General features: G+C 63.6%; 25 protein-coding genes. 11 read left to right on the top strand and 14 right to left on the bottom strand.

Annotated features, from left to right (window positions below; all coding sequences use genetic code 11):
* Positions 1–31 precede the first annotated feature (31 nt).
* Positions 32–1,642 (bottom strand): ABC transporter substrate-binding protein, encoded by a 1,611-nt coding sequence (locus tag AC1DPX_RS21455; protein WP_477239389.1) that lies wholly within the window; start codon positions 1,640–1,642, stop codon positions 32–34.
* A 368-nt stretch (positions 1,643–2,010) separates the two neighbouring features.
* On the opposite strand from AC1DPX_RS21455, the gene AC1DPX_RS21450 reads away from it, so the two are divergent.
* A complete protein-coding gene (locus tag AC1DPX_RS21450) occupies positions 2,011–3,201 on the top strand; it encodes a M24 family metallopeptidase (protein ID WP_477239387.1) in 1,191 nt (396 codons plus the stop codon).
* A 198-nt stretch (positions 3,202–3,399) separates the two neighbouring features.
* On the opposite strand, the gene AC1DPX_RS21445 is transcribed toward AC1DPX_RS21450, so the two are convergent.
* From AC1DPX_RS21445 to AC1DPX_RS21435, 3 genes are read right to left on the bottom strand one after another with little or no spacing between them, the layout of a single operon-like run.
* Entirely contained in the window at positions 3,400–3,816 is a 417-nt protein-coding gene (locus AC1DPX_RS21445; RefSeq protein WP_202357785.1) for a cupin domain-containing protein, read from the bottom strand.
* Complete coding sequence (locus AC1DPX_RS21440; protein ID WP_477239385.1) at positions 3,813–4,688, bottom strand: phosphoenolpyruvate hydrolase family protein; 876 nt, start codon at positions 4,686–4,688, stop codon at positions 3,813–3,815. The genes AC1DPX_RS21445 and AC1DPX_RS21440 overlap by 4 nt, the downstream gene beginning before the upstream one ends.
* Before the next feature lie 10 nt (positions 4,689–4,698).
* On the bottom strand, positions 4,699–5,895 hold the full coding sequence (locus AC1DPX_RS21435) for a Tm-1-like ATP-binding domain-containing protein (protein WP_477239383.1): 1,197 nt from the start codon (positions 5,893–5,895) through the stop codon (positions 4,699–4,701).
* Between the two features lie 52 nt (positions 5,896–5,947).
* Here AC1DPX_RS21435 and AC1DPX_RS21430 point away from each other — a divergent pair, with 52 nt between their 5' ends.
* The 7 genes from AC1DPX_RS21430 (at position 5,948) to AC1DPX_RS21400 (ending at position 12,661) form a co-directional block, all read left to right on the top strand.
* Entirely contained in the window at positions 5,948–6,643 is a 696-nt protein-coding gene (locus AC1DPX_RS21430) for a TetR/AcrR family transcriptional regulator (RefSeq protein ID WP_202357788.1), read from the top strand.
* Between the two features lie 359 nt (positions 6,644–7,002).
* Positions 7,003–8,319 (top strand): ABC transporter substrate-binding protein, encoded by a 1,317-nt coding sequence (locus AC1DPX_RS21425; protein ID WP_202357789.1) that lies wholly within the window; start codon positions 7,003–7,005, stop codon positions 8,317–8,319.
* 69 nt (positions 8,320–8,388) lie between these two features.
* Complete coding sequence (locus AC1DPX_RS21420; RefSeq protein ID WP_143975824.1) at positions 8,389–9,294, top strand: carbohydrate ABC transporter permease; 906 nt, start codon at positions 8,389–8,391, stop codon at positions 9,292–9,294.
* Between the two features lies 1 nt (position 9,295).
* Positions 9,296–10,255 carry a carbohydrate ABC transporter permease gene (locus tag AC1DPX_RS21415; protein WP_013892904.1) on the top strand — a complete coding sequence of 320 codons (960 nt, stop codon included), beginning with the start codon at positions 9,296–9,298 and terminating at the stop codon, positions 10,253–10,255.
* Entirely contained in the window at positions 10,252–10,476 is a 225-nt protein-coding gene (locus AC1DPX_RS21410; protein WP_140890314.1) for a hypothetical protein, read from the top strand. The genes AC1DPX_RS21415 and AC1DPX_RS21410 overlap by 4 nt, the downstream gene beginning before the upstream one ends.
* Positions 10,473–11,576, top strand: a complete 1,104-nt coding sequence (locus AC1DPX_RS21405; RefSeq protein ID WP_477239381.1) for an ABC transporter ATP-binding protein — start codon at positions 10,473–10,475, stop codon at positions 11,574–11,576. The genes AC1DPX_RS21410 and AC1DPX_RS21405 overlap by 4 nt, the downstream gene beginning before the upstream one ends.
* A complete protein-coding gene (locus AC1DPX_RS21400; RefSeq protein WP_477239379.1) occupies positions 11,576–12,661 on the top strand; it encodes an ABC transporter ATP-binding protein in 1,086 nt (361 codons plus the stop codon). Before AC1DPX_RS21405 ends, AC1DPX_RS21400 begins: the two co-directional genes overlap by 1 nt.
* Positions 12,662–12,810: 149 nt before the next feature.
* Here AC1DPX_RS21400 and AC1DPX_RS21395 read toward each other — a convergent pair whose 3' ends face one another.
* The 3 genes from AC1DPX_RS21395 to AC1DPX_RS21385 form a co-directional block, all read right to left on the bottom strand.
* Positions 12,811–13,242, bottom strand: coding sequence for a DUF4437 domain-containing protein (locus tag AC1DPX_RS21395; RefSeq protein WP_477239377.1), 432 nt, complete (start codon positions 13,240–13,242; stop codon positions 12,811–12,813).
* 135 nt (positions 13,243–13,377) lie between these two features.
* Positions 13,378–14,346, bottom strand: coding sequence for an AraC family transcriptional regulator (locus AC1DPX_RS21390; protein ID WP_477239375.1), 969 nt, complete (start codon positions 14,344–14,346; stop codon positions 13,378–13,380).
* A gap of 47 nt (positions 14,347–14,393) precedes the next feature.
* The gene (locus tag AC1DPX_RS21385) at positions 14,394–15,380 is read right to left on the bottom strand and encodes an AraC family transcriptional regulator (protein WP_477239373.1); all 987 of its coding nucleotides are present in this window, start codon (positions 15,378–15,380) and stop codon (positions 14,394–14,396) included.
* 182 nt (positions 15,381–15,562) lie between these two features.
* On the opposite strand from AC1DPX_RS21385, the gene AC1DPX_RS21380 reads away from it, so the two are divergent.
* Positions 15,563–16,777: an MFS transporter gene (locus AC1DPX_RS21380; RefSeq protein WP_477239371.1), complete on the top strand. Its 1,215-nt coding sequence runs from the start codon at positions 15,563–15,565 to the stop codon at positions 16,775–16,777.
* Between the two features lie 15 nt (positions 16,778–16,792).
* Here AC1DPX_RS21380 and AC1DPX_RS21375 read toward each other — a convergent pair whose 3' ends face one another.
* Complete coding sequence (locus tag AC1DPX_RS21375; RefSeq protein ID WP_477239369.1) at positions 16,793–17,389, bottom strand: TetR/AcrR family transcriptional regulator; 597 nt, start codon at positions 17,387–17,389, stop codon at positions 16,793–16,795.
* A gap of 98 nt (positions 17,390–17,487) precedes the next feature.
* On the opposite strand from AC1DPX_RS21375, the gene AC1DPX_RS21370 reads away from it, so the two are divergent.
* Complete coding sequence (locus tag AC1DPX_RS21370) at positions 17,488–18,396, top strand: SDR family oxidoreductase (protein WP_477239367.1); 909 nt, start codon at positions 17,488–17,490, stop codon at positions 18,394–18,396.
* Positions 18,397–18,405: 9 nt separating this feature from the next.
* On the opposite strand, the gene AC1DPX_RS21365 is transcribed toward AC1DPX_RS21370, so the two are convergent.
* Entirely contained in the window at positions 18,406–18,753 is a 348-nt protein-coding gene (locus tag AC1DPX_RS21365; RefSeq protein WP_477239366.1) for a GFA family protein, read from the bottom strand.
* A 174-nt stretch (positions 18,754–18,927) separates the two neighbouring features.
* On the opposite strand from AC1DPX_RS21365, the gene AC1DPX_RS21360 reads away from it, so the two are divergent.
* Positions 18,928–20,226, top strand: a complete 1,299-nt coding sequence (locus tag AC1DPX_RS21360; protein WP_477239364.1) for an amidase — start codon at positions 18,928–18,930, stop codon at positions 20,224–20,226.
* A gap of 15 nt (positions 20,227–20,241) precedes the next feature.
* Here the strand turns inward: AC1DPX_RS21360 and AC1DPX_RS21355 are convergent, their stop codons facing one another.
* The 5 genes from AC1DPX_RS21355 to AC1DPX_RS21335 are packed head-to-tail and all read right to left on the bottom strand — an operon-like array spanning position 20,242 to position 24,506.
* Complete coding sequence (locus AC1DPX_RS21355) at positions 20,242–20,631, bottom strand: hypothetical protein (RefSeq protein ID WP_477239362.1); 390 nt, start codon at positions 20,629–20,631, stop codon at positions 20,242–20,244.
* Between the two features lie 40 nt (positions 20,632–20,671).
* Complete coding sequence (locus AC1DPX_RS21350; RefSeq protein ID WP_477239360.1) at positions 20,672–21,664, bottom strand: hydroxyacid dehydrogenase; 993 nt, start codon at positions 21,662–21,664, stop codon at positions 20,672–20,674.
* 2 nt (positions 21,665–21,666) lie between these two features.
* Complete coding sequence (locus AC1DPX_RS21345; protein ID WP_202357802.1) at positions 21,667–22,386, bottom strand: FadR/GntR family transcriptional regulator; 720 nt, start codon at positions 22,384–22,386, stop codon at positions 21,667–21,669.
* A gap of 2 nt (positions 22,387–22,388) precedes the next feature.
* Positions 22,389–23,558, bottom strand: coding sequence for a mandelate racemase/muconate lactonizing enzyme family protein (locus tag AC1DPX_RS21340; protein ID WP_477239359.1), 1,170 nt, complete (start codon positions 23,556–23,558; stop codon positions 22,389–22,391).
* A 60-nt stretch (positions 23,559–23,618) separates the two neighbouring features.
* On the bottom strand, positions 23,619–24,506 hold the full coding sequence (locus AC1DPX_RS21335) for a sugar phosphate isomerase/epimerase family protein (RefSeq protein WP_150832139.1): 888 nt from the start codon (positions 24,504–24,506) through the stop codon (positions 23,619–23,621).
* Positions 24,507–24,889 lie beyond the last annotated feature (383 nt).

Here is a 24,889-nt window from a genome sequence, read left to right as displayed (position 1 = left end):
GGATTTGCGATGCGCAAGCCTTCGAAGAACACTAACCCGCCAGATAGGTGTCCGCCCAGTTCGATACCGCCCAGCGCGGGTTGTTGGCGATATTGCCAACCGTGTCACGCGCGACGCTGATGAAACTCCATTCGGCGACGTTGATCAGCGGCAGGTCGGCGGCGACCTCTTTCTGGAACTCCTTGTAGAGGTCGGTGCGGGCCGATGTGTCGAGCGTTTCCGAGGCTTTGGCGATCAGCGCGTCGAGCGCGTCGTTCTTGTAGCCGCCCTGGTTGGAGAACGGCACGCCGTCGGGAATGCCGCTCTGAACCAGGATGGTGGTCGAGATCGCCGGGTCGCCACGGAACACCGGCGGGCCGACGGCGAGGTCGAAGGCGTGGTCCGTGTAGACGGCCTTGATGTGCGCGGCGGAGTCGTTGTTGACGAGCTGCGCGTCGATGCCGATGGCCGCGAGCGCCTGGCGCAGATAGTCGCCGAACTGCTTGGTCTCGTTGAAATAGGGCGCCGGCAGAAGTTTGAGCGAAAAGCGCTTGCCGTCTGCACCCTTCTTGTAACCGGCTTCGTCGAGCAGCGCGTTGGCCTTGCCGACGTCGAAGGCATAGGTCGGGACGTCGGCGGTGTAGAATTGCGGATCGTTCTTCGGCACCGGGCCGGTGGCGGTCGCGGCATAGCCGAGGAACACCGTCTTGACGACGAAGTCCTTGTCGATGGCGTGCGCGATCGCCTGGCGCACTTTCAGATCGGCCAGTTCCTCGCGGCGATGGTTGATCTCGACGACGAGCTGATAGGTCAGCCCCTCATAGCCCTTGGTGATCACCTTCAGGCCCGGCACCTTGGAGATACGGTCGAGGTCGGCCAGCGGCACGGCGGAGAAGGCGGCGAGCTGGATTTCCTCGGCTTCGAGCGCGCTGGCGGCCGAGGTGCGGTCGGGCAGCACCTGGTAGATGATCTCGTCGAGATAGGGCTCGTCCTTGCCCCAGTAGTCGGTGTTCTTCGTCAGTCGGTAATATTGGCCGGCCTTGTACTCGCCGAACTTGAACGGGCCGGTGCCGATGGGCGCGGTGTTGGCCGGGTTCTCCTCGATCTTGCCGACCTCGTAGATGTGCTTCGGCACGACGCTCGACAGCGCCGGCAGCGCGTTGCGGATGAGCTGGAACGGCGTCGGCTTGGCGAATTTGAACACGGCGGTGAGATCGTCCGGCGTTTCGACGCTAGCCAGATCCTTGAACACGGTGCGGCCGAGATTCTGCAGCGGCTTCCAGATCTGCAGCGCCGAGAAGGCGACGTCGGCCGAGGTGAACGGCTTGCCATCATGCCATTTGACGCCGTCGCGCAGCTTGAACGTCGCCGACAGCCCGTCGGCGGCACCTTCCCAGCTCAGCGCCAGGCGCGGCGCGAGCCCGTCCTTGCCGTCGAAGGAGGCTTCGGCCAGCGTCTCGACGATCTTGCTGGAGATGAAGAACACGCCGTTGGAGGCGACGATCGCCGGGTTGAGGTTGCGCGGTTCGGAATCGGCGGCGAGCACCAGCCGGCCGCCCTTCTTCGGCGTCTGCGCCCAGCCCAGTGTCGGCATGGCGGTGGAGGCCAGCAGCATCGCCGAGCCGGCAAGCATCTTGCGTCTGGAAATCGTGAAACCTGACATGATCGAACTCCGTCCTCTCCGCGACCCCGATCGGCGCGACAACACCCCTCGAATGCCGGCACCGGCATCCTTGCGGCGGCGATTATGAGCCTTGCCGAGGGTTTCACCAGAGACGGAATTGGCGCATCCTGGCTTGGCTTTGAAATTTTCGTCCGCTGGACCAGTTCAGGAGAGCGGGTTCAATTCGATCTATCTGGTAGGGCCAGATTTGATGAATACTCGGCGGGTGACGACTTGGCGACCACTCCGCCGTGCTGCCGGCGCGTTTCTGGCTAGACCAGAGCGGGCAAAATGGTGCAGATTTGATCCACAGCCAAGGGATTGAGAGCGGAACAGCGTCAATCCCAGGCAAATTCAGGGAGAGAGAGATGAACATTGCGCCGGGCAAGAATGCCGTCAGCAATATCCCGTTCGACGAGGCAAGGGTCGACCGGCTGATGGAGGAGGCCGGCATCGATGTGCTGCTCGCGACCTCCAAGCACAACACGCAATATCTGCTGGGCGGCTACAAATTCATCTTCTTTGCCGCCATGGATGCGATCGGCCACAGCCGTTACCTGCCGATCGTCGTCTACGAAAAGGGCGGGCCGGATCACGCGGCCTATATCGGCAACCGCATGGAGGGCGGCGAGCACCAGAACAACCCGTTCTGGACGCCGACGCTGCATGCCGCCTGCTGGGGCACTCTGGATGCCGCCAACCTTGCGGTCGAGCATCTGCAAAAGATCGGCAAGGCAGGGGCGCGCATCGGCATCGAGCCCGGATTCCTGCCGTCGGATGCCTACACGCTGATCCGCAAGGCGCTGCCGGACGCCAAGCTGTTAGACGCGACCGACATGCTGGAGCGCATGCGCGCCATCAAGACCGACGCGGAGCTGGAGAAGCTGCGCATCGCCTCCGAACTGATCACCGATTCCATGCTGGCAACCATCGCCTGGGCGCGCGAAGGAACGACCAAGGTCGAGATGATCGAGCAGTTGCGGCGCGAGGAGACCAATCGCGGCGCGCATTTCGAATATTGCCTGCTGACGCTGGGCTCGAGCCACAACCGCGCCGCCTCGCCGCAAGCGTGGAAGAAGGGCGAGGTGATGTCGATCGATTCCGGCGGCAATTATCACGGCTATATCGGCGATCTCTGCCGGATGGGCATTCTCGGTGAACCGGATGCCGAGCTGGATGATCTGCTCGCCGAGGTCGAGACGGTGCAGCAGGCGGCGTTCTCGAAGGTCAGAGCGGGCACGCTGGGCGGTGACATGATTTCGCACGCCGAAGGCGTCCTGAAGCAATCCAAGGTCGCGCCCTATACCGATTTCTTCGCCCACGGCATGGGGCTGATCACGCATGAGGCGCCGTTCCTGATGACCAACCACCCGGTGGCCTATGAAGGCACTTACGCCGCCAAGCCGCTGGAGAAGAACATGGTGCTGTCGGTCGAGACCACGATGCTCCACCCGACGCGCGGGTTCATCAAGCTTGAGGATACGCTGGCGGTGACGGAGAGTGGTTATGTGATGTTCGGGGATCGCGGGCGCGGGTGGAACAGGGGTGGGACCGCCTAGCTGGTGTCGAAGGGCGCTGCCCCCTCACCCGGATTGCCATCCGAATTGCGAAGAGCAATTCGGGGCAATCCGACCTCTCCCCCGAGGGGAGAGGAGGTACCAGCGCCGGCGCCAGTCTCTTCTCCCCCACGGGGAGAAGGTGGCCGCAAAGCGGCCGGATGAGGGGGCGTCGCCGCAAACGAGGGAGGCGACGGAGGATCACTTCCCCGCTGGAATCAGCCTGAAATCCGGCAGTTCCCGCAGCACCAGCTCCGGCCCGGCCGGCGAGTAGACAACGAACAGCTGCATCGGCGCATCCCCCGTATTCAGCGTCGAATGAAATCGGCTTTCCGGCACATAGATTGTGCAGCCGGGACCAACCTTGGCGACCACCGGATTGCCTTGCTCGTCCTCGACCATCTGCTCGCCATGGCCGGAGATGACGAAGATGATTTCCTCGGCGCCCGGGTGGTTGTGGCGGGTGTGGCCTTGGCCTGACGGCAGGTCGACGACGCCGCCGGAAAAGCGCTCGGCGCCATTCACTTCAGGCGCGACCGTCAGCGACAGTTTCCCCCAATCGAAGCCGAAGGCGCTGACGTCCTTTGGATAGACAAACACTTTGCCCTTGTCGGTCATGGTCTCATCCCTTCTTTATTCTTTGGCTTGGTCTTCTCACCGCCGAGCGTCACCGCCTTGAAATCGGCTGTCTGCCTGGCGATCGCGGCTTCCGCCGGCAGCCGTTCCATCGAGCTTGCACCATAGAAACCATGCAGGCCTTTGCAGCGGTCGAGGATGTAGCGGGCGTCGTCCGGCATGGAGATCGGGCCGCCATGGCAAAGCAGGATGACGTCCTTGCGCACCGAGCGGGCGGCATCGGCGATGGCGTCGATCGCGACCACGCAGTCGTCGAGCGACTTGGCCGAGGTGGCGCCGATCGAGCCGCCGGTCGTCACGCCCATATGGGCGACGACGATGTCGGCGCCGGCTTTTGTCATGGCGCGGGCCTCGTCGGGATTGAAGACATAGGGGGTGGTGAGCAGATCGAGCTTGTGCGCCTCGGCGATCATGTCGACCTCGAGCCCGAAGCCCATGCCGGTCTCTTCGAAACTCTGCCGCATGCTGCCGTGGAACAGGCCGATGGTCGGAAAATTCTGCACGCCGGAAAAGCCCATCGTCTTCAGCTCGGCCAGAAGCAGCGGCATGATGACGAAGGGGTCGGTGCCGTTGACGCCGGCCAGCACCGGCGTGTGCCTGACCACCGGCAGCACCTCATAGGCCATTTCCTTGACGATCTCGTTGGCATTGCCATAAGCGAGCAGGCCGGCGGCCGAGCCGCGCCCGGCCATGCGGTAGCGGCCGGAATTGTAGATGATGATCAGGTCGATGCCGCCGGCTTCCTCGGCTTTGGCCGACAGGCCGGTGCCGGCGCCACCGCCGACGATCGGCACGCCCTTGTCGATCATTCCCCGGAATTTCTTCAGTATGTCCTTGCGCGGTATTGCGGGCATGTCTGGGATCTCACTGTCTGGCGATGTCGAGGAAGGCGGCGGTTGCCGCTTTGGCGAATTCGGGGTCGTTGATGTGCAGCGGCAGGCGTGTGACTCGGCGCGTCGCATTCGGCTTGATGGTCTGCTCGATGGCTTCGAACAGGACGGCGTCGGCCTGCGGATCGAAGAAGGCGCCACCTTCGATGTCGAGCGCCGAGACGCCCTTTTCGGGAATGAGAAAATGCACCGGCCCCTCGCAGAGCGCGAGCCTGGCGCCGATCCATTCGCCGATCTGGCGGCATTCGTCGGCGGTGGTGCGCATCAGAGTGACGTTGGGATTGTGCTCGTAGAACAGTCTTTCTCGATATTGTTCCGGTATGGTCGAGGGCGCCCAGAAATTGACCATGTCGAGCGCGCCGACCGAGCCGACATAGGGCAGGCCGGTGCGGGCGATCGCGCCGAAGCGATCCTGCGTCGCCGGCAGCACGCCGCCGAACAGGAGGTCGCAGACCTCGGTCGTGGTGATGTCGATGACACCGGACAGCAGGCCGCTGTCGGCCAGCTTTTCCATGCTGCGCCCGCCAGTGCCGGTGGCGTGGAAGACCATGCAATCATATGCGGTGCGAAGCTGGTCGGCGATGGCAGTGACGCAAGGCGTGGTGACGCCGAACATGGTTAGCCCGATCGACGGCTTGCCGTCCGGCGGCGGCGCCGGCCTTGCCGCCATGCCCGATATCGCCTGGGCGGCGTTGTGCAGCACCACGCGGGAGAGCCGGTTCAGCCCGGCCATGTCGGTCACCGACGGCATCATGATGATGTCGGAAACATCGACATAAGGCGACGTGTCGCCCGAGGCGAGCGTCGAGACCATGATTTTCGGCAGGCCGAGCGGCAAGACGCGCATGCCCGATGTGATAATCGAGGTGCCGCCGCCGCCGCCAATGCCGATCATGGCGGCGATGTCTTTTCGCGACTGGACGAAGTGGCTGAAGGCGACGCCCATGGCGGCTACCGCGGCGCCACGATCATCGCCGCCGAGCACGGCCGCGTGGCCGCGAGGATGGTGGCCGGCAATTTCCCTCGCCGCAATGTCAACCGGCACCGTTGCGTCGCGCGTTCCGACATCGACGCGGCAAACGGCGGCGCCGTTGGCGGCAATGGCATCGGCCAGGAAGGCGAGCTCCTCGCCCTTGGTGTCAGCGGTGCCCACAACATAGATGCGCTTCATTGGCGCCTTCCAAGGTTATTGCAAATTTTTGAGACGCGCGTATCATATTGACATGGATGTCTCACGTCAACGATCCACTGCAAGCGGCGACGCCGAGCATGGAAGCGGCCAGGCCGCCGAGCGCGGGCCGCGGGCGCGCACGAAACGGCTGATGCTGGAGACGGCGACGCGGCTGATGCAGGCGGGGGGCACGCCGTCGGTCAGCGAGGTGGCGGAAGCCGCGGAGGTTTCGCGTGCCACCGCCTATCGCTATTTCCCCAGCCAGGCGGCATTGGTGCAGGCTGTCGTCGACGAAGGGCTCGGACCGATCCTGACCTGGCAATCGACCTCGGCGGATGCCGAGCGCCGGGTCGCGGAGCTGTTCGACACGGCCATGCCGCGCATCGAGGCGTTCGAGGCGACGTTCAAGGCGGCGCTGAAGCTGTCGCTCGATCAGTGGGCGCAACGCCAGGCCGGCACGCTGGGCGGCGAGCCTGCCTTCACGCGCGGTCATCGCATCGATCTGCTGCAGGAAGCGATCGCGCCGCTCAAGGGCCATTTGCCGCCGCGCGATTTCAAGCGCCTGGCGCAGGCGCTGTCGCTGATCTTCGGCGTCGAGGTGCTGATCGTGCTCAAGGATATATGGGGCCTGGACAGCCGCAGGACGCGGTCTGTGGCGCAATGGGCGGCGAGCGCCCTGGTGCGCGCGGCGGTGGCGGAATCGATCGATGAAGGAGGCGGCGACGGTTCAGGGCTGGTCGTGGAGTAGGACCTATCTGGTTCGACCAGATTTGCATGCCGACTACCAATAATATCTCTGACGCGGGGGAGAGTGCAACGCCTACGCGTATCATTGAGTAGGAAAAACATTGGAAAACAGGCAGATAAAGCTTGATTTCCGGCGGAATGGCCAGGCTCGCTTCCCAAGAAAGGGCTTGACGTCGGTGCAGAATTGGTAATACCAGATTAGAAAAGAAAAGTGGATCAAAAGTGAGGGCTGCGATCCATTTTCCGGCAGGGCGAGGAGGCCCGAAACCGGAAAGGTGCGATCACGGGAGGAACTACCGGAGCCGGCCCCTTTGCCGGCTCGTATGACAGGGTAGAATGCGCACAAGGGAGGAAATCATTATGCGCAAGTTAGTGACCAGCGTGCTTGCTGGTATCGGCTTAACGCTTGCCTGCGGAACGTCCGTTTACGCGCAGGAAAAGTCACTCACCATCTTCTGGGCGGAATGGGATCCGGCCAATTACCTTCAGGAACTCGGCAACGAGTACGAGAAGGAAACCGGCGTCAAGATCACGGTCGAGACCACGCCCTGGTCCGACTTCCAGACGAAGGCCTTCACCGAGTTCAACGCCCATGGCGACGCCTATGACCTGGTCGTTGGCGACTCGCAGTGGCTGGGTGCCGGCTCGACCGGTGGTCACTATGTCGACCTGACGGACTTCTTCAAGAAGCACGACCTCGGCAATGTCATGGCGCCGGCGACGGTGAAATACTACGCCGAGTATCCCGGCAACAGCGGCAAGTACTGGGCCATACCGCTCGAAGGCGACGCTGTCGGCTGGTCCTACCGCAAGGACTGGTTCGAGGATCCCAAGGAGAAGGAAGCGTTCAAGGCCAAGTATGGCTACGACCTCGACGTGCCGAAGGATTTCAAGGCGCTGCGCGACATCGCCGAGTTCTTCTATCGGCCGGACCAGAAGCGCTACGGCATCGCCATCTACACCGACAATTCCTATGACGCCATGGCGATGGGCTTCGAGAACGCGCTGTTCTCCTATGGCGGCGAACTGGGTGACTATTCGACCTACAAGGTCGATGGCCACATCAATTCCGACAAGGCTATCGCCGCGCTCGACGCCTACAAGGAACTTTACAAGTTCACGCCTCCGGGCTGGGCCAAATCGTTCTTCGTCGAGGACAACCAGGCGATCACCGAAAACCTGGCGGCGATGAGCATGAACTTCTTCGCGTTCTTCCCCTCGCTGATCAACGAGGCGTCGAACCCGAACGCCAAGAACACCGGCTTCTTTGCCAATCCTCCGGGCCCGAACGGCGACCAGTTCGCCGCTCTCGGCGGTCAGGGCATTTCCGTCATCTCTTACTCGAAGAAGCAGGAAGAGGCGATGAAGTTCCTTGAATGGTTCATCAAGGACGAGACCCAGAAGAAGTGGGCGGCGCTTGGTGGCTATACCTGCAGCGCGGCGGTGCTCAAATCGCCGGAATTCCAGAGCGCCACGCCTTACAACAAGGCCTTCTATGAGACCATGTTCAAGGTGAAGGATTTCTGGGCCGTGCCGGAATACGCCGAACTGCTGCAGCAGCTCAACCAGCGCGTCTATCCCTACATGATCGGCGGCGAAGGCACCGCCAAGCAGACGCTGGACGCTCTGGCCGCCGACTGGAACGCGACGTTCAAGAAGTACGGCCGCGTTCAGTAACAACCATGCATCACGGAGGGGGCGTTTGTGCCTCCTCCGTTTCTTTTTCTGCAAACGGGAGCAGGGGTCTTGGCGACCACGATGATCACAACACTGGAGAGGTCCTCGAGGGCGGCCGCGCGCGGCCTGAGCGACATTTCGATCCGCAACCTTTTCATTATTCCGACGGTCCTGTTCCTGATCGTCTTCAACATCTTTCCGCTGATCTATTCGCTTGGCTATTCCTTCACCGACTTCCGCGCCTCGACCAACGCGCCGGCGAATTTCGTCGGGCTGCAGAACTATCGCGACCTGCTCAACGATCCCTATGTCTGGTCCAATTTCGCCATCACCGCGAAATACGTCATCATCTCCGTCGCCGGCCAGCTGCTTGTCGGCTTCGGCGTGGCGATGCTGCTCAACCGGGACATTCCGCTCAAGGGCCTTATCACCACGCTGCTCTTGCTGCCGATGATGCTGTCGATGGCTGTCGTCGGCTTGTTCTGGAAGCTGCTCTACGACCCGTCCTGGGGCGTCATCAACTATGCGCTCGGGCTCGGCAATTTCGAGTGGCTGGCCGATCCCAAGATGGCGCTCTACGCCGTCGCGCTGACCGACATCTGGATGTGGTCGCCCTTCGTCATGCTGTTGTCGCTGGCCGGTCTCTCGGCGGTGCCGAAACATCTCTACGAGGCCGCCGCGATCGACCGCGCCGGACCGTTCTACACCTTCTTCCGCATCACGCTGCCGCTGGTGGCGCCGATCCTGATGATCGCGGTCATCTTCCGCACCATGGAAGCGTTCAAGACCTTCGACCTCGCCTACATCCTGACCAGCCAGCCGACGGCCGAGCTGATCTCGATCCGGCTCTACAAGATGGCGTTCCAGGAATGGCAGACCGGGCGGTCCTGCGCGATGGCCTATATCGTGCTGATCATGGTGCTGGCGATCACCAACATCTACGTCAAATATCTCAACAAGGTGAAGGAGCGCTGAGATGGCCGCCGTCCGCACTTCTTCCGAAATCGGCTTCAACCGCGTCGCCATCGTCGCCGTGCTGTTGGTGACCATCATCTTCCTCGCCCCGATCTACTGGATCGCCTCGACGGCGTTCAAGCCGCGCAATCTGGCCACCACCATCCCGCCGACGGTCGTCTTCCAGCCGGAAATTTCACCTTTCGTGAAGCTGTTCACCAAGCGCTCGCAATTGCGCAGCCCGCCGACGCCGGAAGAATACGCGGCGGCGCCGTGGTGGGAGCGCGTCGTTTTCGACGGCGGCGAGAAGATCGTGCGCGACGGCAAAGGCCAGGTGCAGTGGTCGGGCTATCCGAGCCGCTTCCTGAACTCGCTGATCATCGCCATCACCTCGACGGTCCTGGCGGTCGGCATGGGCACGTTCACCGCCTATGGCTTCTCGCGCTTCAAGGTAAAGGGGGAGGCGGATCTTCTCTTCTTCATCCTGTCGACACGCATGCTGCCGCCGGTGGTGGTGGCGATCCCGATGTTCCTGATGTACCGCGCGGTCGGCCTCAACGACACCCATGTCGGCCTGATCATCCTCTACACCGCCTTCAACCTGTCCTTCTCGGTGTGGCTGATGAAGGGTTTCATGGACGAAATCCCGAAGGAGTATGAGGAAGCGGCGCTCGTCGACGGCTATACGCGCATGGAAGCCTTCTTCAAGATCGTGCTGCCCGAGGCCGCCACCGGCATCGCCGCCACCGCCGTGTTCTGCTTCATCACCGCGTGGAACGAATATGCCTTCGCGCTGATCATGACCAATCGCCGCGCCCAGACCGCGCCGCCCTTCATCCCCAGCCAGGTCGGTTCCGGCCTGCCCGACTGGACGGTGATCGCCGCCGGAACCTTCCTGTTCCTGCTGCCGGTCGCGATCTTCACCTTCCTGCTCCGCAATCATCTGTTGCGCGGCATGTCCTTCGGAGCGATCCGCAAATGAGCTTTCGTGCCATCAATCAGAAATATCTGGAGCCCGGTTCGCAAGTGCTCATGGTGCTCGGCATCGTGGCGCTCTGCCAGCCCTGGAACATGGTGCTGCACACATATGGCCTGACCATCATCCTGATCGGGCTGATCGGCTTCAACATCACTTCGAAGATCGCGCCTGAGGAGGAGGCCGGCACCGGCCATGCCGCGCGGAATCCGGGAGCACAGCATTGACCCAGATCGAGCTTCGCGGCGTCCAGAAATTCTTCGGCGCCGTCCAGGTCATCAAGGACCTCAACCTCAAAATATCGGACAATGAGTTCATCGTGCTGCTCGGCCAGTCAGGCTGCGGCAAGACGACGACGTTGCGCGCGATCGCCGGGCTGGAAACGATCGACGAGGGCGACATCCTCATCGACGGCAAACCGGTCCAGCATCTGAAGGCGGCCGACCGCGACATTGCCATGGTGTTCCAGTCGTTCTCGCTCTACCCGCATATGAGCGTCTACGAGAACATCGCCTTCCCCTTGCGCGCCACGCGCAAGAGCAAGGCGGAGATCGACTCGGAAGTGCGCTCGGTCGCCAAGACGCTGCAGATAACCGATCTGCTCGGCAAGAAGCCGTCGGCGCTGTCGGGCGGCGACATGCAGCGCGTCGCTATCGGCCGGGCGCTGGTGCGGCGGCCGAAAGCCATGCTGATGGACGAGCCGATCGGCGCGCTCGATGCCAAGCTGCGGGAGGAAATGCGGGCCGAGATCAAGCGGCTGCACATCAAGCAGGGTTCGACCACCATCTATGTCACGCACGACCAGATCGAGGCGATGAGCCTCGCGGACCGCATCGTCATAATGCATGAGGGCGTGCTGCAGCAGGTCGGTTCACCGGACGAGGTCTATTCGCGCCCGGCCAACCTGTTCGTGGCGCAATTCGTCGGCAGCCCGGTGATGAATGTCGCCGACGCGGCGGTGGCCGAGAAAGCTTCGTCCGCATCGGTGACGGTCGGCGACGCAGCCACCGGCTTCGAATTTCCGCAGTCGCTTTTGTCGAAGCTCAATGGCCATGCCGGCGGCCAGCTGGCGCTCGGCATCCGTCCGGAAGGCGTGCTCATTCGCCGTGAGGCGGCGGAGGGTTTCATGGCTGTCGAGACGCAGATCGTCGAACCGCTGGGCTCCTTCGACATCGTCGACCTGAAGGTCGGCTCCAACATGCTGCGGGCGCGCACCAAGAGCGGCTTCATCTCGGGGCCGGGCGAGAAGGTCTTTGCCCGGATCGATCCCACCCAGGCGCATTTCTTCGACAAGGCAAGCGGCAAGTCGCTTGAGGTGAGGCTCTGATGGCCCATATCCAGCTCAAGAACATCTCCAAGAGTTTCGGCAACCATACCGCGTTGACCGGACTCGATCTCGACATCGCCGATGGCGAGTTCTTCGTGCTGCTGGGCGAGACGGGTGCCGGCAAGACGACGACGCTGCGGCTGATCGCCGGTCTCGAGAAACCCAGCGAAGGCCAGGTCCTCATCGACGGCGTCGATGTCGCCGACTGGGGCGCGGCCGAGCGCGACGTGGCGCTGGTGCTGCAGCAGTACTCGCTCTATCCGCGCTACACGGTGCGCGAAAATCTCGAATTTCCGCTGAAGCCGAAGATCCGCAGGCTGCCCGATGCCGAGATCAAGGATCGCGTTGACCGCGCCGCCCGTACGCTGCGCATCGAGCATCTGCTAGACCGCAAGACCGACCGCCTCTCAGGCGGTGAGATGCAGCGCGTCTCGATCGGCCGCGCCATCGTGCGCAAGCCGCGCGTGTTCCTGATGGATGAGCCGCTGTCGGCGCTCGACGCCAAGCTGCGCGAGGCGCTGCGCACGGAACTGAAGAACCTGCAGATACAGCTCGGCGCCACTTTCCTGTTCGTTACCCACGACCAGATCGAGGCGATGTCGATGGGCGACAAGGTCGGCGTCTTGAACCACGGCCGCATCGTGCAGACGGGCACGCCGCACGAGATCTACAACAATCCGCGCGACACCTATGTGGCGAGCTTCGTCGGCTCGCCGCCGATGAACCTCATCGACGGCAGACTGGTGAACGGCCGCGCGGTGATGGCGCCGCTGAATTTCGAACTGCCGTTTTCTGGGGGAGCCAAGGCGAGTGGAGCGACCGACGGTCGCCCGCTCGTCTTCGGCATCCGCCCCGAAGACGTCTATCTCGAGAGCGGCGCGCCGGTCGAAGCGCGCGTCCATGATGTCGAGAACCATGGCGTCGAAAAGATCCTGACGCTGCGGGTCGGCGACACGACGCTGCGCGCCACGGTGCCGGCAAGGACCGATGTCGCCATCGAACAGCCGGTGCGCTTTGCCTGGAACCCGGACAAGGTGGTGCTGTTCGACAAGGGCAGCGGCGTCAGCTTGCGTCACGCCAGCTAGAGCAATTCCAGGAAAAGTGTGAGCGGTTTTCCGTCTGGAATTGCGGCAAAAACAAAGAGTTAGAGCCGTTCGCCGTTTCCGTGAAACGGTGAACGGCTCTAGAACCCCATCCCGATCCAATCGGGATGGAGCAGGTCCAGAGCGCTCGATCACTTCGCCAAGTAGGTCTCGTAGGGCGTGTCGTTGATCAGCAAGATCACGCACTCCGTTTCGGACAGGCAAGCGTCGTCATGCATCTCATTGGCCTTCTGGGTCCAGTAGGATCCCGGAGGCAATTCGACCTTGGTCGCCTCGCCGCCTTGCATCTGCCAATGCGCCCACAGCCCCTTTATGACCACCGCGCGATAGTCGGCGGTGTGCGCGTGAACAGGAGCGCGCCAGTTGCCTGGGACTTTCAGCAGCGTTCCTGCAGGGCCCTTGGCCCTTTCGCCCCACAAAGGTCCAAGACGGTGCGGCTGATCGGGCACTTCGGCGACGTAGGGGATCTTGTCGGCCGGCAGATAGCTGTCTTCGAGAGCGAAGGCCTGGCCGGAGACAACGAGCATGACGGCGAACGTCAGCATCTTCAGACGATTTGGCATGGCTTTTCTCCCTTGAATCGGCCCGCTCATTGCCGGCAACGGCAAGCTATTGCATGCAGCCGGCCCGGCAATGACACAGCGTCCGGAAGACTTGGCAATTCATCCAGAATCCAGCACGGCAAGCTCCGTGCGGCCTCAGCGTTCCTCTGAGATGCCGTCGACGGTGCGCAAATGGCTGGGAGCCATGCCGACGATCCGCTTGAATGCCCGGCTGAACGAAGCCTCGGATTCGTAGCCCAGCCGGGCTGCCACCACGGACACCCGCATCCGGTCTTCGATCAGCCACTGTCGCGCCTGGTGCATGCGCAGCCGGGCGACATATCTCGCCGGTGTGTCGCCGACGATCGCCGTGAACCGTTCGGCGAAGGCCGAGCGTGAGGCACCCATTTCGCGGGCGAGGGCGTCGACGGTCCAGTTCCGCTCGGGCTGGCGATGAATGGCCGCCAGCACACGGCCGATGTCGCGATCCCTGATCGCCGCGGTCCAGCCGGTGGCGCCGCCGCCGTTCTCCACCCATGAACGGATAATGCTTGCGGCCAGGACATCGGCCAGCCGCGCCAGCATGCCGCCCGAGCCGGCGCGATTGCCAGTCACTTCGCTGGCCATGGCTTGGAGAAGGTGCGGAATGCCCGGCTCGTCAGCCATCAAGTCCCGGGCGCGCATCAGGTCCGGCATCATGGCAAGCACAGGATGCGATCCACCCAGATTGAAGCGCATGCTGCCGCAAAACAGCAGGGTTTTCGCACCCTGGCCGCCGTTCGAGACGGTGTAGACATTGTCCTGCAGAGGCTCGACGCTGTAGCTTTCGATCGGCACGGCAGGAACGCCTGGCGCGCTGGCAAGGATGTGCTCGGCGCCGCGCGGCAACAGCAGCGCGTCGCCGGCTTTCAGCTCCAGCCATTGCCGGGATGGCGAAAACAGCCAGCAACCGAGCTGGCCGATGAAGTGGAAACGCGCCGCCTCCTGGGCCGGAAAGAACACCGCCCATGGCTCGCCAAGTTCGCAGCGGCCATAGTCGACGCCATCAAGCCGCAATCCTCGCAGCATGTCGGTCAGCGGGCCGCCGGAAGCCGGCGAGACACCCTCGGATGATGTGAGATCCATGCCCGGGTTCTAGCCTGGAATCGTCAGTCCGTCACGGCCAAGCCGCGTTAGCCGGCCCGGCGGATGTCGGCCTGTTCCTCGGCGCGCAGATGGCTGGGCGCCGAGCCGATGACGCGCTTGAAGGCACGGCTGAAGGCGGCGTCCGATTCATAACCGAGGCGGGCGGCAACGACCGAGATCTTCATCCGGTCGCGGACCAGCCATTGCCGCGCCTGATGCATCCTGACCTGCGTGACATATCTTGCCGGCGTTTCGCCGACGATGGTGGCGAAGCGCTCGGCAAAGCCCGAGCGCGAGGCACCCATCATCCGGGCGAGCGTTTCCACCGTCCAGTCATGGTCGGGTTCGAGATGGATTGCGGCCAGCACGCGGCCGATGTCGCGGTCCCGGACGGCGGCGATCCAGCCGGAGGAATCGCCGCAGCCACGCTCGACCCATGAGCGGATGACGGTGGCGGCAAGCACGTCAGCCAGCCGCGCCAGGATGCCGCCGGAGCCGACGCGCTCCATCGTCACTTCGCGCGCCATGGCCTCTAGGAGATGCGGAATGCCCGGCTCGTAGGCTTCCAGCTCATGCGAGCGCATCACGTCCGGCATCATGCCGAGCAGCGGATGCAGGCCATCGAGGTTGAAGTACATCGCGGCGCAGAACAGCAGCGTTCCCGGCTGGCAATTCTTGTCGCACATCTCGGCGTTCGACGTGCAATAGACGTCCTTGCAGACTTCCTCGAGCTCATAGCCATGGATCGGCCAGGCCTTCGCACCGGGTTCGCTGGCCAGCACATGGGCCTCGCCGCGCGGCAGGAGCACCGCGTCGCCGGCATTGAGCTCAACCCATTCGCCGGAGGGCTGCTTCAGCCAGCAGCCCCTGCGGCCGATGAAGTGAAACCGCGCCCCTGGCTGAGCCGGAAACTGGATGCCCCAAGGCTCTTTCATCTCGCAGCGGCCATACTCGACGCCATCGAGACGCAGACCGCGCAATATGTCCGTCAGCGGGTCACCCGTGATCGGAATTTTGGACGAATAGTTAGGCATAATGGATTTTCTAGCATGGAAACTCCAAGCGGTCACTCCCTATGTTGCACTGCAGCCAAATGTTGCGCCGCAAACAAATCGCAGACCGGCCCATAGCCAAGCCCTGACGGCAAGGCATGGAACGGGTGGAGCCTCGGGCGGTCATTCCCTATGTGGCGCTGCAAATAGATCGGAGACTGACAATGGCCGAACCCGTAACTGATGTCATCGACGCCGCACTTCTGAACCCCGCAGACAACGATGAACGAACAGAACCGGCGTGGGGGGCGGTGGTTTCACTGGCGCTTGGCGTTTTCGGTCTTGTCACCGCCGAATTCCTGCCCGCCAGCCTGCTGACGCCGATGGCGCGCGATCTCGGCGTCACCGAAGGTGTCGCGGGGCAGGCGGTGACCGCAACCGCCATCGTCGGTGCCATTGCCGCACCCACCATGGCCATCATCACGCGGCGCGTGGACCGCAGGCTGGTGATGTGGATGCTGACCTCGTTCCTCATCCTGTCCAACCTTCTCGCCACCTTTGCCGCGTCGCTGCCCATGCTTCTTTTGGCCCGCGTCGTGCTCGGCGTGGCGCTGGGCGGCTTCTGGGCGATGTCGGCGGCAATGGCGCTGCGGCTGGTGCCGATGCGGCTGATGCCGCGCGCCATGTCGATCATCCTGACCGGCGTTTCGCTGGCCACGGTCACCGCCGCCCCGGTCGGCGCCTATGTCGGCGACATCTGGGGGTGGCGCACCGCGTTCATGATCGCGACCATCGTCGGCGCCCTGGCGCTGCTGGTGCAATTGGCCACCATTCCGAAGCTGCCGCCAATGGGTGTCGCGAGCTTCCGCACCTTGCTCGAGGTGCTGGAGCGGCCGTCGATCCGTGTGGCCCTGCTGGTCGTGCTGCTGGTCGCGTCGGGGCATTTTGCCGGCTTCACCTATGTGCGCCCCTTCCTCGAAAAAGTGCCGGTGCTCGATATCGAGACGATCTCGCTGGTGCTGCTGGCCTATGGCATAGGCGGCTTCTTCGGCAACATTGCCGGCGGCTTCCTGGCAGAGCGCAACCTCAAGATAGCCGTGGCGCTGGCGCCCCTGCTGATCGCGCTGGCGGCCGCCTCGATGCTGATCCTTGGCGCTTCGCCGACGATCGCCGCGGCCGCCGTCGCCGCCTGGGGCTTTGCCTTCGGCGCAGTGCCGGTCGGGTTGCAGAGCTGGCTGGTGCGGGCAGCGCCCGACCAGGCCGAAAGCGCCGGCGGTTTGATGGTGGCGACCTTCCAGGTGGCGATTGCGCTGGGCGCCGTCTTCGGCGGCCTGCTGGTCGACCATGCCGGCGTGGCCAGCGCCTTCGCCTATTGCGGCATCGCAACGCTGCTGGCGGCCATCGTGGTGTTCCTGCGCGGCCCGAAGCAGGCCGAATAGTGGTTCATCACCGACCTATCCAGCGGCCCGGGAACCGTCATGGTTTTCGGGCCGCTGTCTTGTGATGGCGGCAACGAAGCGGTTGAGACTGTCCTCGACATAGGCAGCCACTTCGATCGTCGGATCGAAACTCCACCACAGCAACGATCCCTGCCAATGCGACGCCATCAGCGGGCCGATATCCGGCGGGCCGGGCGTTGCCGCAAAGCAAGCCCCGAGTGCATTGCACAGCGCTGTCTTCCAGGCCGCACCGCGGGCCCTGAGCAAGGGGTCGCGCAGGTCCTCGCGCAGGACGAGCAGGCCCTCGGCGTAGGATTCGATGCCGCCATAGCCTTGCGACAGCGCCACCAGCAATTCGATCGCGCCGGCTGGCGTTTTGGGAACTGCGGCCGCCAACGTGCTGGTCTTGTCGTCGAGACCGTCCCAGGCATGCAACAAGGTGCGCTGCTTCAACCGCGCCTTGTTCCCAAAGCGCTGCACCAGGGTCGCACCGGCGAGGCCGCAAGCTTTGGCCAGGCGCTCGAAGGTGAGCGCTTCCGGGCCGTGCTCGTGGATCAATCGCAATGCGGCTTCCAGCACCTGCTCGTCGGGCTGGGTTTTGGGCCGGGTCATCTTGACATCCTGACATAACCGAATGATCATTTATATATGATGCGAGAGGCACGGGCCAGCTCGGATTTCATCGATGGTGCCGTTCTTGGGAGAGTTCAATGATTTTGCAAGGAAAAGTTGCCCTGGTCGCCGGCGGCACACGCGGTGCCGGACGCGGCATAGCGGTCGAACTCGGTGCCGCCGGCGCGACGGTCTATGTCTCCGGGCGGAGCACGTGTGCCCAGCAATCCGAATATGCGCGGCCCGAAACAATCGAGGAGACGGCGGAACTGGTCACGGCGAACGGCGGCAAGGGCATCGCCGTACAGGTCGATCACCTCGTGGCCGGCGATGTACGCGGGTTGGTCGAGCGCATCCGCACTGAGCAGGGCCGCCTCGACATACTGGTCAACGACATCTGGGGCGGTGAAAAGCTGTTCGAATGGGACAAGCCGGTCTGGGACCACAATCTRGACAATGGCTTGCGCATGCTGCGTCTGGCCATCGACACCCATCTGATCACCGCCCACCATGCACTGCCCCTCATGATCGAGCGGCCCGGCGGGCTGCTGGTGGAAGTCACCGACGGCACGGCCGAATACAATGCCGAGCACTACCGGCTGTCGCCCTTCTACGACCTTGCCAAGGTCGCGGTTAACCGCATGGCCTGGGCCCACGCCAAGGACCTTGCGAAACACGGGGCCACGTCGGTCTCCTTGACGCCCGGCTGGCTGCGGTCGGAGATGATGCTGGAGGCCTTCGGGGTGCGCGAGGAGAATTGGCGCGATGCAACGGCCACGGTGCCGCATTTCATCATTTCGGAGACGCCGCGCTTTGTCGGCCGTGCCGTTGCCGCTTTGGCCGCGGATCCGGATCGTTCGCGCTGGAACGGGCAGTCGCTATCCAGCGGCGGGCTGGCGCAGGTCTATGGCTTTACCGATCTCGACGGCTCGCGGCCCGATGCCTGGCGCTATGTGCCGGAGGTCCAGGACGCCGGCAAACCCGCCGATGCAACGGGTTACCGGTAGACAATCGCTTCAGGCTGAACGCCCGTCGAAATCGAAGATCGACAGAGTGGACGGGTCGATATCGGCGACGCAATTGAGGTTGATGTAGGCGCTGCGTTCACCGCTTTCGCGGATGTCCTCGGCGAAAGGGTGGATGCCGCAGGTGCGGCAGAAACGGTGCGCCATGGCGTGATTGCCGAACGTATAGGTTCCCAGATCATCGCCCCAGGCCAGGACCGTCAGGTCTTTATGCGGGATGGCACACAAGAGCGCGCCCTTGCGCGAACAGATCGAACAATTGCACCGCACGGCGCCCGTCAGTTCCGCCTTGAACTGGAAGGCGACCTTGCCGCAGTGGCAGCTGCCTTTGTACAGCATCAGTATCTTCCTATCGCTGGCAGGTGCAAAGGCACGCTGCCCGGGTTATCCCTCCGCAAGCCCAAGCGGCCGCGTTAAGTCATTGTTTTTTCGCAATTCCGAATGGAAAACCGCTACACACTTTTCCTGGAATTGCTTTAAAGACGTTGCATCCTGGCGGAGTCCGACATCGACATGCAATCCATCCGCGACCATCTCGAAATCATCCTGTCACGTCTTGCCAATCGTGCGGCCGACGAGAAGGTCTTCACCAAGCTCTATGCCGAGGCTGCGCGGGCCGCGGCTGACGCCAGCGACGCCCGCGCCCGAGCCAGCGTCACGCTGGGACCACTCGACGGCACAATCGTTTCGATCAAGGATCTGTTCGATGTCGCCGGCGAGGCGACCACGGCCGGCTCGCTGATGCGCAGGACCGCAGCACCCGCGCTGCGCGACGCCGCCATCGTCAGCCGGCTTCGGCAAGCCGGCGCGGTCATCATCGGCAAGACCAATATGACCGAGTTCGCCTTCACCGCGATCGGCGACAATATGCATTACGGCACGCCGGGCAATGCGGTCGACGCCAGCCGTATCCCCGGCGGTTCGTCCTCGGGCGCCGGCGTTTCCGTCGGCGAGGGGACGAGCGACATCTCGATCGGGTCCGACACTGGCGGGTCGATCCGCATTCCGGCGGCGCTCAATGGTGTCGTCGGCTTCAAGCCCACGGCGCGGCGCGTGCCGCTGACCGGCGCCTACCCATTGTCCGCGACGCTGGATTCGATCGGGCCGCTGGGTCTGAGCGTTGCGGCGTGTGCGGTTGCCGATGCCGTCATGGCCGGCGAAGAACCGCCGCCGCTGCATCTGCCGCTCCCGCTTGACGGGCTTCGTGTCGGTGTCCCGCGCGGCCTTCTTTTCGAAGACACCGAAAGTGACGTCGGCGTGGCCTTCGATCGCAGCCTTGCCGGGATCGAGCGGAAAGGGGCGCGGTTGGTGGACATATCGATCGACGACTTCATTGCCGACATGCGCGCGGCCACCAAGCGTGGCTCGATCGCTGCCATGGAAGGCGCCGAGATCCATGCCGACTGGCTGGCGACCGGGGCATCTGTGCCGGTCGACCCGCATGTCAGCGGGCCTTTGTCGCGGGCGGCGATGCTGCCGGCGCCGGTCTATATCAGGGCCTTGCGCCGCCGCGGGGCGCTCGTCGCCGCCATGGACGAACGGCTGACAGCGGTTGATGTGCTGGCGCTGCCGACCACGCCGGTGACGGCGCCGACCATTGGTTCGATGGCCGAGGATGCCGAACTGCGCGACCGCGTGGAAGGCCTGCTGCTGCGCAACACGCAGGTCGCCAACCAGTTCGATCTCTGCGCGATCTCGCTGCCGATGCCTGATATGGCGCTGCCGGCCGGACTGATGCTGGTGGCGCGCAATGGCCGTGACCGGAATCTGCTGCGGATTGCCGCCGAGGTGGAGAGGCTGCTGGCCGGCTGATTGGCGATTGGCGGATCAGGGCGATGAACAGTGCTTGCGTTCGCTGTCCCTGGCAGTGCGCACGATCCGGGTCGCGACCAGCCAGGGCAGGCTGTAATCCTTGCCGGTGATGGTCTCGGTGCGCTGCTCGATCGAACCCCTGACGACAATTTTCCCGCTGTACAGCACGTCGGACTGATCCGTTATCGCCTTGTCGGCCTGCGGCAGCCCGCTGGCGTCGATCGACACACCCTTGATGATCTTGCCGGTGGCAAGATCGAGCGCGCTGTTTGACGGGCAGGGCGCCTTGAAGCAGCGCAGCCCATTGTCGCAATAGACATAGCTGCTTTCGGCCGCGGCGAATGCCGRCAATGTGCAGATGGACGAGGCTGCCGCAATCAAAAATGCGAGGCGAAGACCGGACATGTCCGCACCGTCGCGGAGAATTGGGGCGAAACCGCGATTGCTATAGGTCGAGCGGAAACCGCCGCCGATAGTGATCGACCACTTCTAGATTGCGCAGATTGACCGGCAGCTTGCCGGCCAGCACCAGCAGGGCCTCGCCGGCCGCGCCGACGCCCATGCGCATCATCGATTCCTCGGTAATCCCCGCCATATGCGGGGTGATGATGACATTGTCGAAGCCGAAATAGGGATGATTGGACGGCAGCGGCTGCGTCGAGAACACGTCGAGTGCGGCGCCGCCGATGCGGCCTTCTCGCAAGGCCGCGATCAGGGCGTCGTCGTCAACGACTGGTCCGCGCGAAACGTTGATCAAGAGCGCATTGGGCTTCATGCGGCCGATACGCTCACGGCTGATCAGGCCGCGCGTCTCCGGCGTCAGCGGACAGCACAGCACGATGATGTCACTCTGCTCGACCAGCGCATCGATCGAAAGGAAGCCGACCTTTTCGGGCGCCGGCTGCATGCTGCGCGTCGTTGCCACCACCTTCAGGTCGAAACCGTGCGCGGCGATATGGCCGACGGCCTGGCCGACCGCGCCGAGGCCGACAATGCCGATGGTCTTGCCGGCAAGCTCGATGTTGGCGTTGGCATGCTCGCGTCCGGCGAGCCAGCCTTTGGCGCGCAGGTCGCGGTCGACCCTGCGGAATTGCCGCAGCAGCGCAAGTGCGGTGAACATCACATGTTCCGCCACCGAACGGGCATTGACCGCCGGCACGTTGGCCACCAGCACGCCGGCGCCGGTCGCCGCCTCCATCGGGATCATGTCGAGCCCGGCGCCGTGACGGATTGCCGCCCTCAGCTTCCAGGCGCCCTCGAACAGCGCCGGCGGCAGGGGCGCGCGCACGATGACGATATCGGCGTCCTTGGCCTCCGCGGTCAAGGTGGCGGAGTCGAGCGCCGATGCGATGACAAGCTGGCCGGCGCCGGCGAGCTTGTCCGAGGCGCGCGGGTGCAGCGGATGGGTCGACAGAATCTTGGGCACGGTCTGGGCCACGGTCAGGCCTTTTCGAGCGCCGGGCTTGGCGGCGCAGCCGCATTGCCGCCCTCGATCAGGCCCTTCCAGTAGCTCTCCGCCCCTTGCAGATGGGCGCTCATCAGCGCCTGGGCGAGATTGCCGTCACGGCGCAGCAGCGCCTCGTAGATCTGCACGTGCTCGGCATGCGAACGCACGCTGCGTTCGGGGTCGTTGAAGTAGATTGGCAGGCGCTGTTCGCCCATCAGATAGTAGACGCTGCAGATGTTGTGGAAGACGCTGTTCTTGGTGGCGCGCACGATCTCCAGGTGGAATTCGCGGTCCTCCTTGGCCAGACCTTCGCCCGCGGCGATGCGATCCTCGGAAGCCTTGAGGATCTCGCGCAGCCGCTCGAAATTCTCCTCGGTCGCACGCGAGCAGGCAAGCTCGGCGGCCTTGATCTCGTGGATCTTACGCAGCTCGACCGTCTCGTAGATCTGCAAGGGATCGAGCGGCAAGCCGGCGCGCGCGAACAGCGCCAGCGCCTCGACGCTCGCCTGCTTGGTGTCGATGTAGATGCCGGACTTGGCGCGCCGTTCGACGATGCGCATGGCTTCGAGAATGGCCAGCGCCTCGCGGATCTGGCCGCGGCTGACGGCGAAATGCTCCGCCAGCTCACGTTCGGACGGGGTGCGGCCGCTCTCCTTGTCCGAGTGGGAGAACAGATAGGCTGCGAGTTCCGCGAGAAGGTTCTTTTCTTTCATCGTCAATTGCGTTGCGCGTGCGCCTCCAGGAATCGCTCAGAAACCGTGAAACCCAACCCCGGCTTTTCCGGGATCGCTATCATACCGTCCTGTGCTTCGACAGTCTCTTCGATCAAATCGTGGATCATCGGGTTGGCGCCGAGCGAATATTCGACGGTGAAACTCGATGGCGAGGCGGCGCATACATGCAAGCCAGCGAAGAAGCAGGGCGCGCCGGCCCACAGATGCGGCGCAAAGCGTAGATTGAAGGCGCTGGCGATGGTGCCGATCTTCATCGCCTCGCTGATGCCGCCGCAAAAGGCGGGATCGGGCTGGAAGATGTCGGCGGCCTTGAGCACGGCGAGGTCGCGGAAGGCATAGCGCGTCGCCTCGCTTTCGCCGGTGGCGATAGGCACGGCGCCGGAGGCGCGCACTTCCGCCATGCCCGGCTTGTCGTCGGCGATCACCGGTTCCTCGAACCAGGCGAGGTCGAGGTCGTTGACGAGGTGGATGAAGCGCTTGGCCTCCGCCACCGTATAGGTGCCGTGCGCGTCGACCATCAGCTCGACATCGGGGCCGAGCGCCTGGCGCGCGGCGCGCACACGGGCCGCCGAGATGTGCGCGGCGCCATCCATGGCGCCGACCCGCATTTTCAGCGCCTTGAAGCCCCCCCGGGCGATGTAGGATTTCAATTGCTCGCCGATCGCATCGGCGGCGGCCCAGCCGCCCGAGGCATAGGCCTGCATGCGGTCGATCTTGCGGCCGCCGAGCAGCCGCCAGACCGGCTGGCCGAGCGATTTGCCGAGGATATCCCAAAGCGCGATGTCGACGGCGCTGATGGCGGCGATGCTCATGCCGCGGCGCGCCAGTTGCGGCATGGCGTGGCCGGCGCGCGCTGCGCTGTCATGGCGCACGCCATTGTAGAGCATCTCCCAAATGATGCCGATGTCGGCCGGATCACGGCCGATCAACTGCGGCCCGACCTCATGGTTCAGCATGTGGACGAGGGCGCCGTAGCTGCCGGCGCTGCCGGCTGCGTTCTTGCCTTCGCCCCAGCCGACCAGCCCGTCATCGGTTTCGATGCGCAGGATGGCGGCGTCGAAGGTCGTCACCTGGCCGAAGTCGCTGCGGTGCTGCCGAGCGGCTTCGATCGGGATGCGGACCCACCAGGCTTGGACGGTCTTGATGCGCATGTCTTTCCCCAGCCCTGCCGCCGGTCAGGGCGAAAGGGCAAATTTCCCAACGGTCGTCGACTACTTGATCAGCGGCAGCAGCGTTTCGGCGGTGATGCGCATCTGGTCGGTGTAGAATTTCTCGGTCAGCACGCTGGAGCCGTGGTCCTGGATGAACTTCAGCTGCTCAGGCGAGATGTCGACCGGATGGCGCTCGACCATGTCGGGATAGGGCGCCGCCGGGGTGCGGTCGACCGGGGCGACGAACTCGTTGGTCAGCGCGCCGTCGTAGCCCACCTCCTTCAAGGTGGCGACGATCCTCGGCCAGTCGATCTGGCCAAGGCCGGCGGCGAAGCGGTTGTTGTCGGCGACATGGAAGTCGAACAGGCGCTTTCCGACCTGACGGATGGCGTCATGGACGTTAAATTCCTCCATATGGATGTGATAGGCGTCAAGGCAGACGCCGCATTCGGGGCTGACCGCATCGGCCAGCGCCAGCGCCTGGGCGCCGCGGTTGAACAGATAGGTCTCGAAGCGGTTGAGCGGCTCGACGGCGATCTTGACGCCGACCTTCTTGGCATGGGTGAAGCATTCGCGGGTCGCGTCGACCACCCACTTCCACTCCTCTTCCTCGGTGCCGTCAGGCACCACCTTGCCGACGGTGGCGGGCACCAGCGTGATGATCTCGCCATCCAACTCGCTGACCATGGTCAGCACGTCCTTGACGTACTGAACGGAGCGCTCGCGCTGGCCCTGGTTCTTGGCGGCCAGGTTGCGTTCGCCCAGCATCAAGGTCACCGCGCCCCAGCAACGAATGCCATGCTCCTTCAACAGCGCCCGCGTCTCCTTGGTCTTGTACTGCTCGGGTTCGCCAGAAATCTCGATCGACTCATAGCCAAACTTCTTGATGCGCTTGAGCGTCGTCTCCAGCGGTTCCGCCCGCATCCAGTTGTGCGTCGAAAGATGCATGGTCTGTCCTTCCCAAATTCGTCCGTATCGTTTGCCTTCGACATGCGTCGCCGAAAGACGGCGCAAGGGTTCCTCCCCAAGGCATCCCCAGCCTTTTTCCTGCAAACTGGTTCGACCAATTGGGCCTGAAGTGAGGGATACAGCAAATTGCCTGGAACGGCAAGAAGTGCGGAAGCGCTACTTTCCGTGCGAATTATTCCGTTGATTATATTGTGATATATGCCGAGGCTTCGGGCCTTCGGAGGGCTTGGCCGACGCATTGTCAGGCTTGACCAAATTCCCCTATTTGGTAATACCAGAATGGCAGTGCCTGCAAAGCGCCCGATGCGAAAAGACCAAAATGGCTGGCCCTGCTTCCAATCGGCGCTATGCTTGGTCGCGAC

Source organism: Mesorhizobium sp. 01N446 (assembly GCF_056399285.1).
The sequence above is the reverse complement of the archived record's forward strand: the minus strand, read 5'-3'. Positions and strand labels throughout refer to the sequence as shown.

What these genes read in the sequence shown, in the direction of transcription:
- AC1DPX_RS21415 (WP_013892904.1), top strand. Translation starts at nt 9,296, where the DNA reads ATGGCCGCCGTCCGCACTTCTTCCGAAATCGGCTTCAACCGCGTCGCC.
- AC1DPX_RS21375 (WP_477239369.1), bottom strand. Translation starts at nt 17,389, where the DNA reads ATGACCCGGCCCAAAACCCAGCCCGACGAGCAGGTGCTGGAAGCCGCA.
- AC1DPX_RS21345 (WP_202357802.1), bottom strand. Translation starts at nt 22,386, where the DNA reads ATGAAAGAAAAGAACCTTCTCGCGGAACTCGCAGCCTATCTGTTCTCC.
- AC1DPX_RS21380 (WP_477239371.1), top strand. Translation starts at nt 15,563, where the DNA reads ATGGCCGAACCCGTAACTGATGTCATCGACGCCGCACTTCTGAACCCC.
- AC1DPX_RS21455 (WP_477239389.1), bottom strand. Translation starts at nt 1,642, where the DNA reads ATGTCAGGTTTCACGATTTCCAGACGCAAGATGCTTGCCGGCTCGGCG.
- AC1DPX_RS21365 (WP_477239366.1), bottom strand. Translation starts at nt 18,753, where the DNA reads ATGCTGTACAAAGGCAGCTGCCACTGCGGCAAGGTCGCCTTCCAGTTC.
- AC1DPX_RS21395 (WP_477239377.1), bottom strand. Translation starts at nt 13,242, where the DNA reads ATGCCAAATCGTCTGAAGATGCTGACGTTCGCCGTCATGCTCGTTGTC.
- AC1DPX_RS21425 (WP_202357789.1), top strand. Translation starts at nt 7,003, where the DNA reads ATGCGCAAGTTAGTGACCAGCGTGCTTGCTGGTATCGGCTTAACGCTT.
- AC1DPX_RS21340 (WP_477239359.1), bottom strand. Translation starts at nt 23,558, where the DNA reads ATGCGCATCAAGACCGTCCAAGCCTGGTGGGTCCGCATCCCGATCGAA.
- AC1DPX_RS21450 (WP_477239387.1), top strand. Translation starts at nt 2,011, where the DNA reads ATGAACATTGCGCCGGGCAAGAATGCCGTCAGCAATATCCCGTTCGAC.
- AC1DPX_RS21360 (WP_477239364.1), top strand. Translation starts at nt 18,928, where the DNA reads ATGCAATCCATCCGCGACCATCTCGAAATCATCCTGTCACGTCTTGCC.
- AC1DPX_RS21335 (WP_150832139.1), bottom strand. Translation starts at nt 24,506, where the DNA reads ATGCATCTTTCGACGCACAACTGGATGCGGGCGGAACCGCTGGAGACG.
- AC1DPX_RS21435 (WP_477239383.1), bottom strand. Translation starts at nt 5,895, where the DNA reads ATGAAGCGCATCTATGTTGTGGGCACCGCTGACACCAAGGGCGAGGAG.
- AC1DPX_RS21445 (WP_202357785.1), bottom strand. Translation starts at nt 3,816, where the DNA reads ATGACCGACAAGGGCAAAGTGTTTGTCTATCCAAAGGACGTCAGCGCC.
- AC1DPX_RS21390 (WP_477239375.1), bottom strand. Translation starts at nt 14,346, where the DNA reads ATGGATCTCACATCATCCGAGGGTGTCTCGCCGGCTTCCGGCGGCCCG.
- AC1DPX_RS21410 (WP_140890314.1), top strand. Translation starts at nt 10,252, where the DNA reads ATGAGCTTTCGTGCCATCAATCAGAAATATCTGGAGCCCGGTTCGCAA.
- AC1DPX_RS21440 (WP_477239385.1), bottom strand. Translation starts at nt 4,688, where the DNA reads ATGCCCGCAATACCGCGCAAGGACATACTGAAGAAATTCCGGGGAATG.
- AC1DPX_RS21400 (WP_477239379.1), top strand. Translation starts at nt 11,576, where the DNA reads ATGGCCCATATCCAGCTCAAGAACATCTCCAAGAGTTTCGGCAACCAT.
- AC1DPX_RS21430 (WP_202357788.1), top strand. Translation starts at nt 5,948, where the DNA reads ATGGATGTCTCACGTCAACGATCCACTGCAAGCGGCGACGCCGAGCAT.
- AC1DPX_RS21385 (WP_477239373.1), bottom strand. Translation starts at nt 15,380, where the DNA reads ATGCCTAACTATTCGTCCAAAATTCCGATCACGGGTGACCCGCTGACG.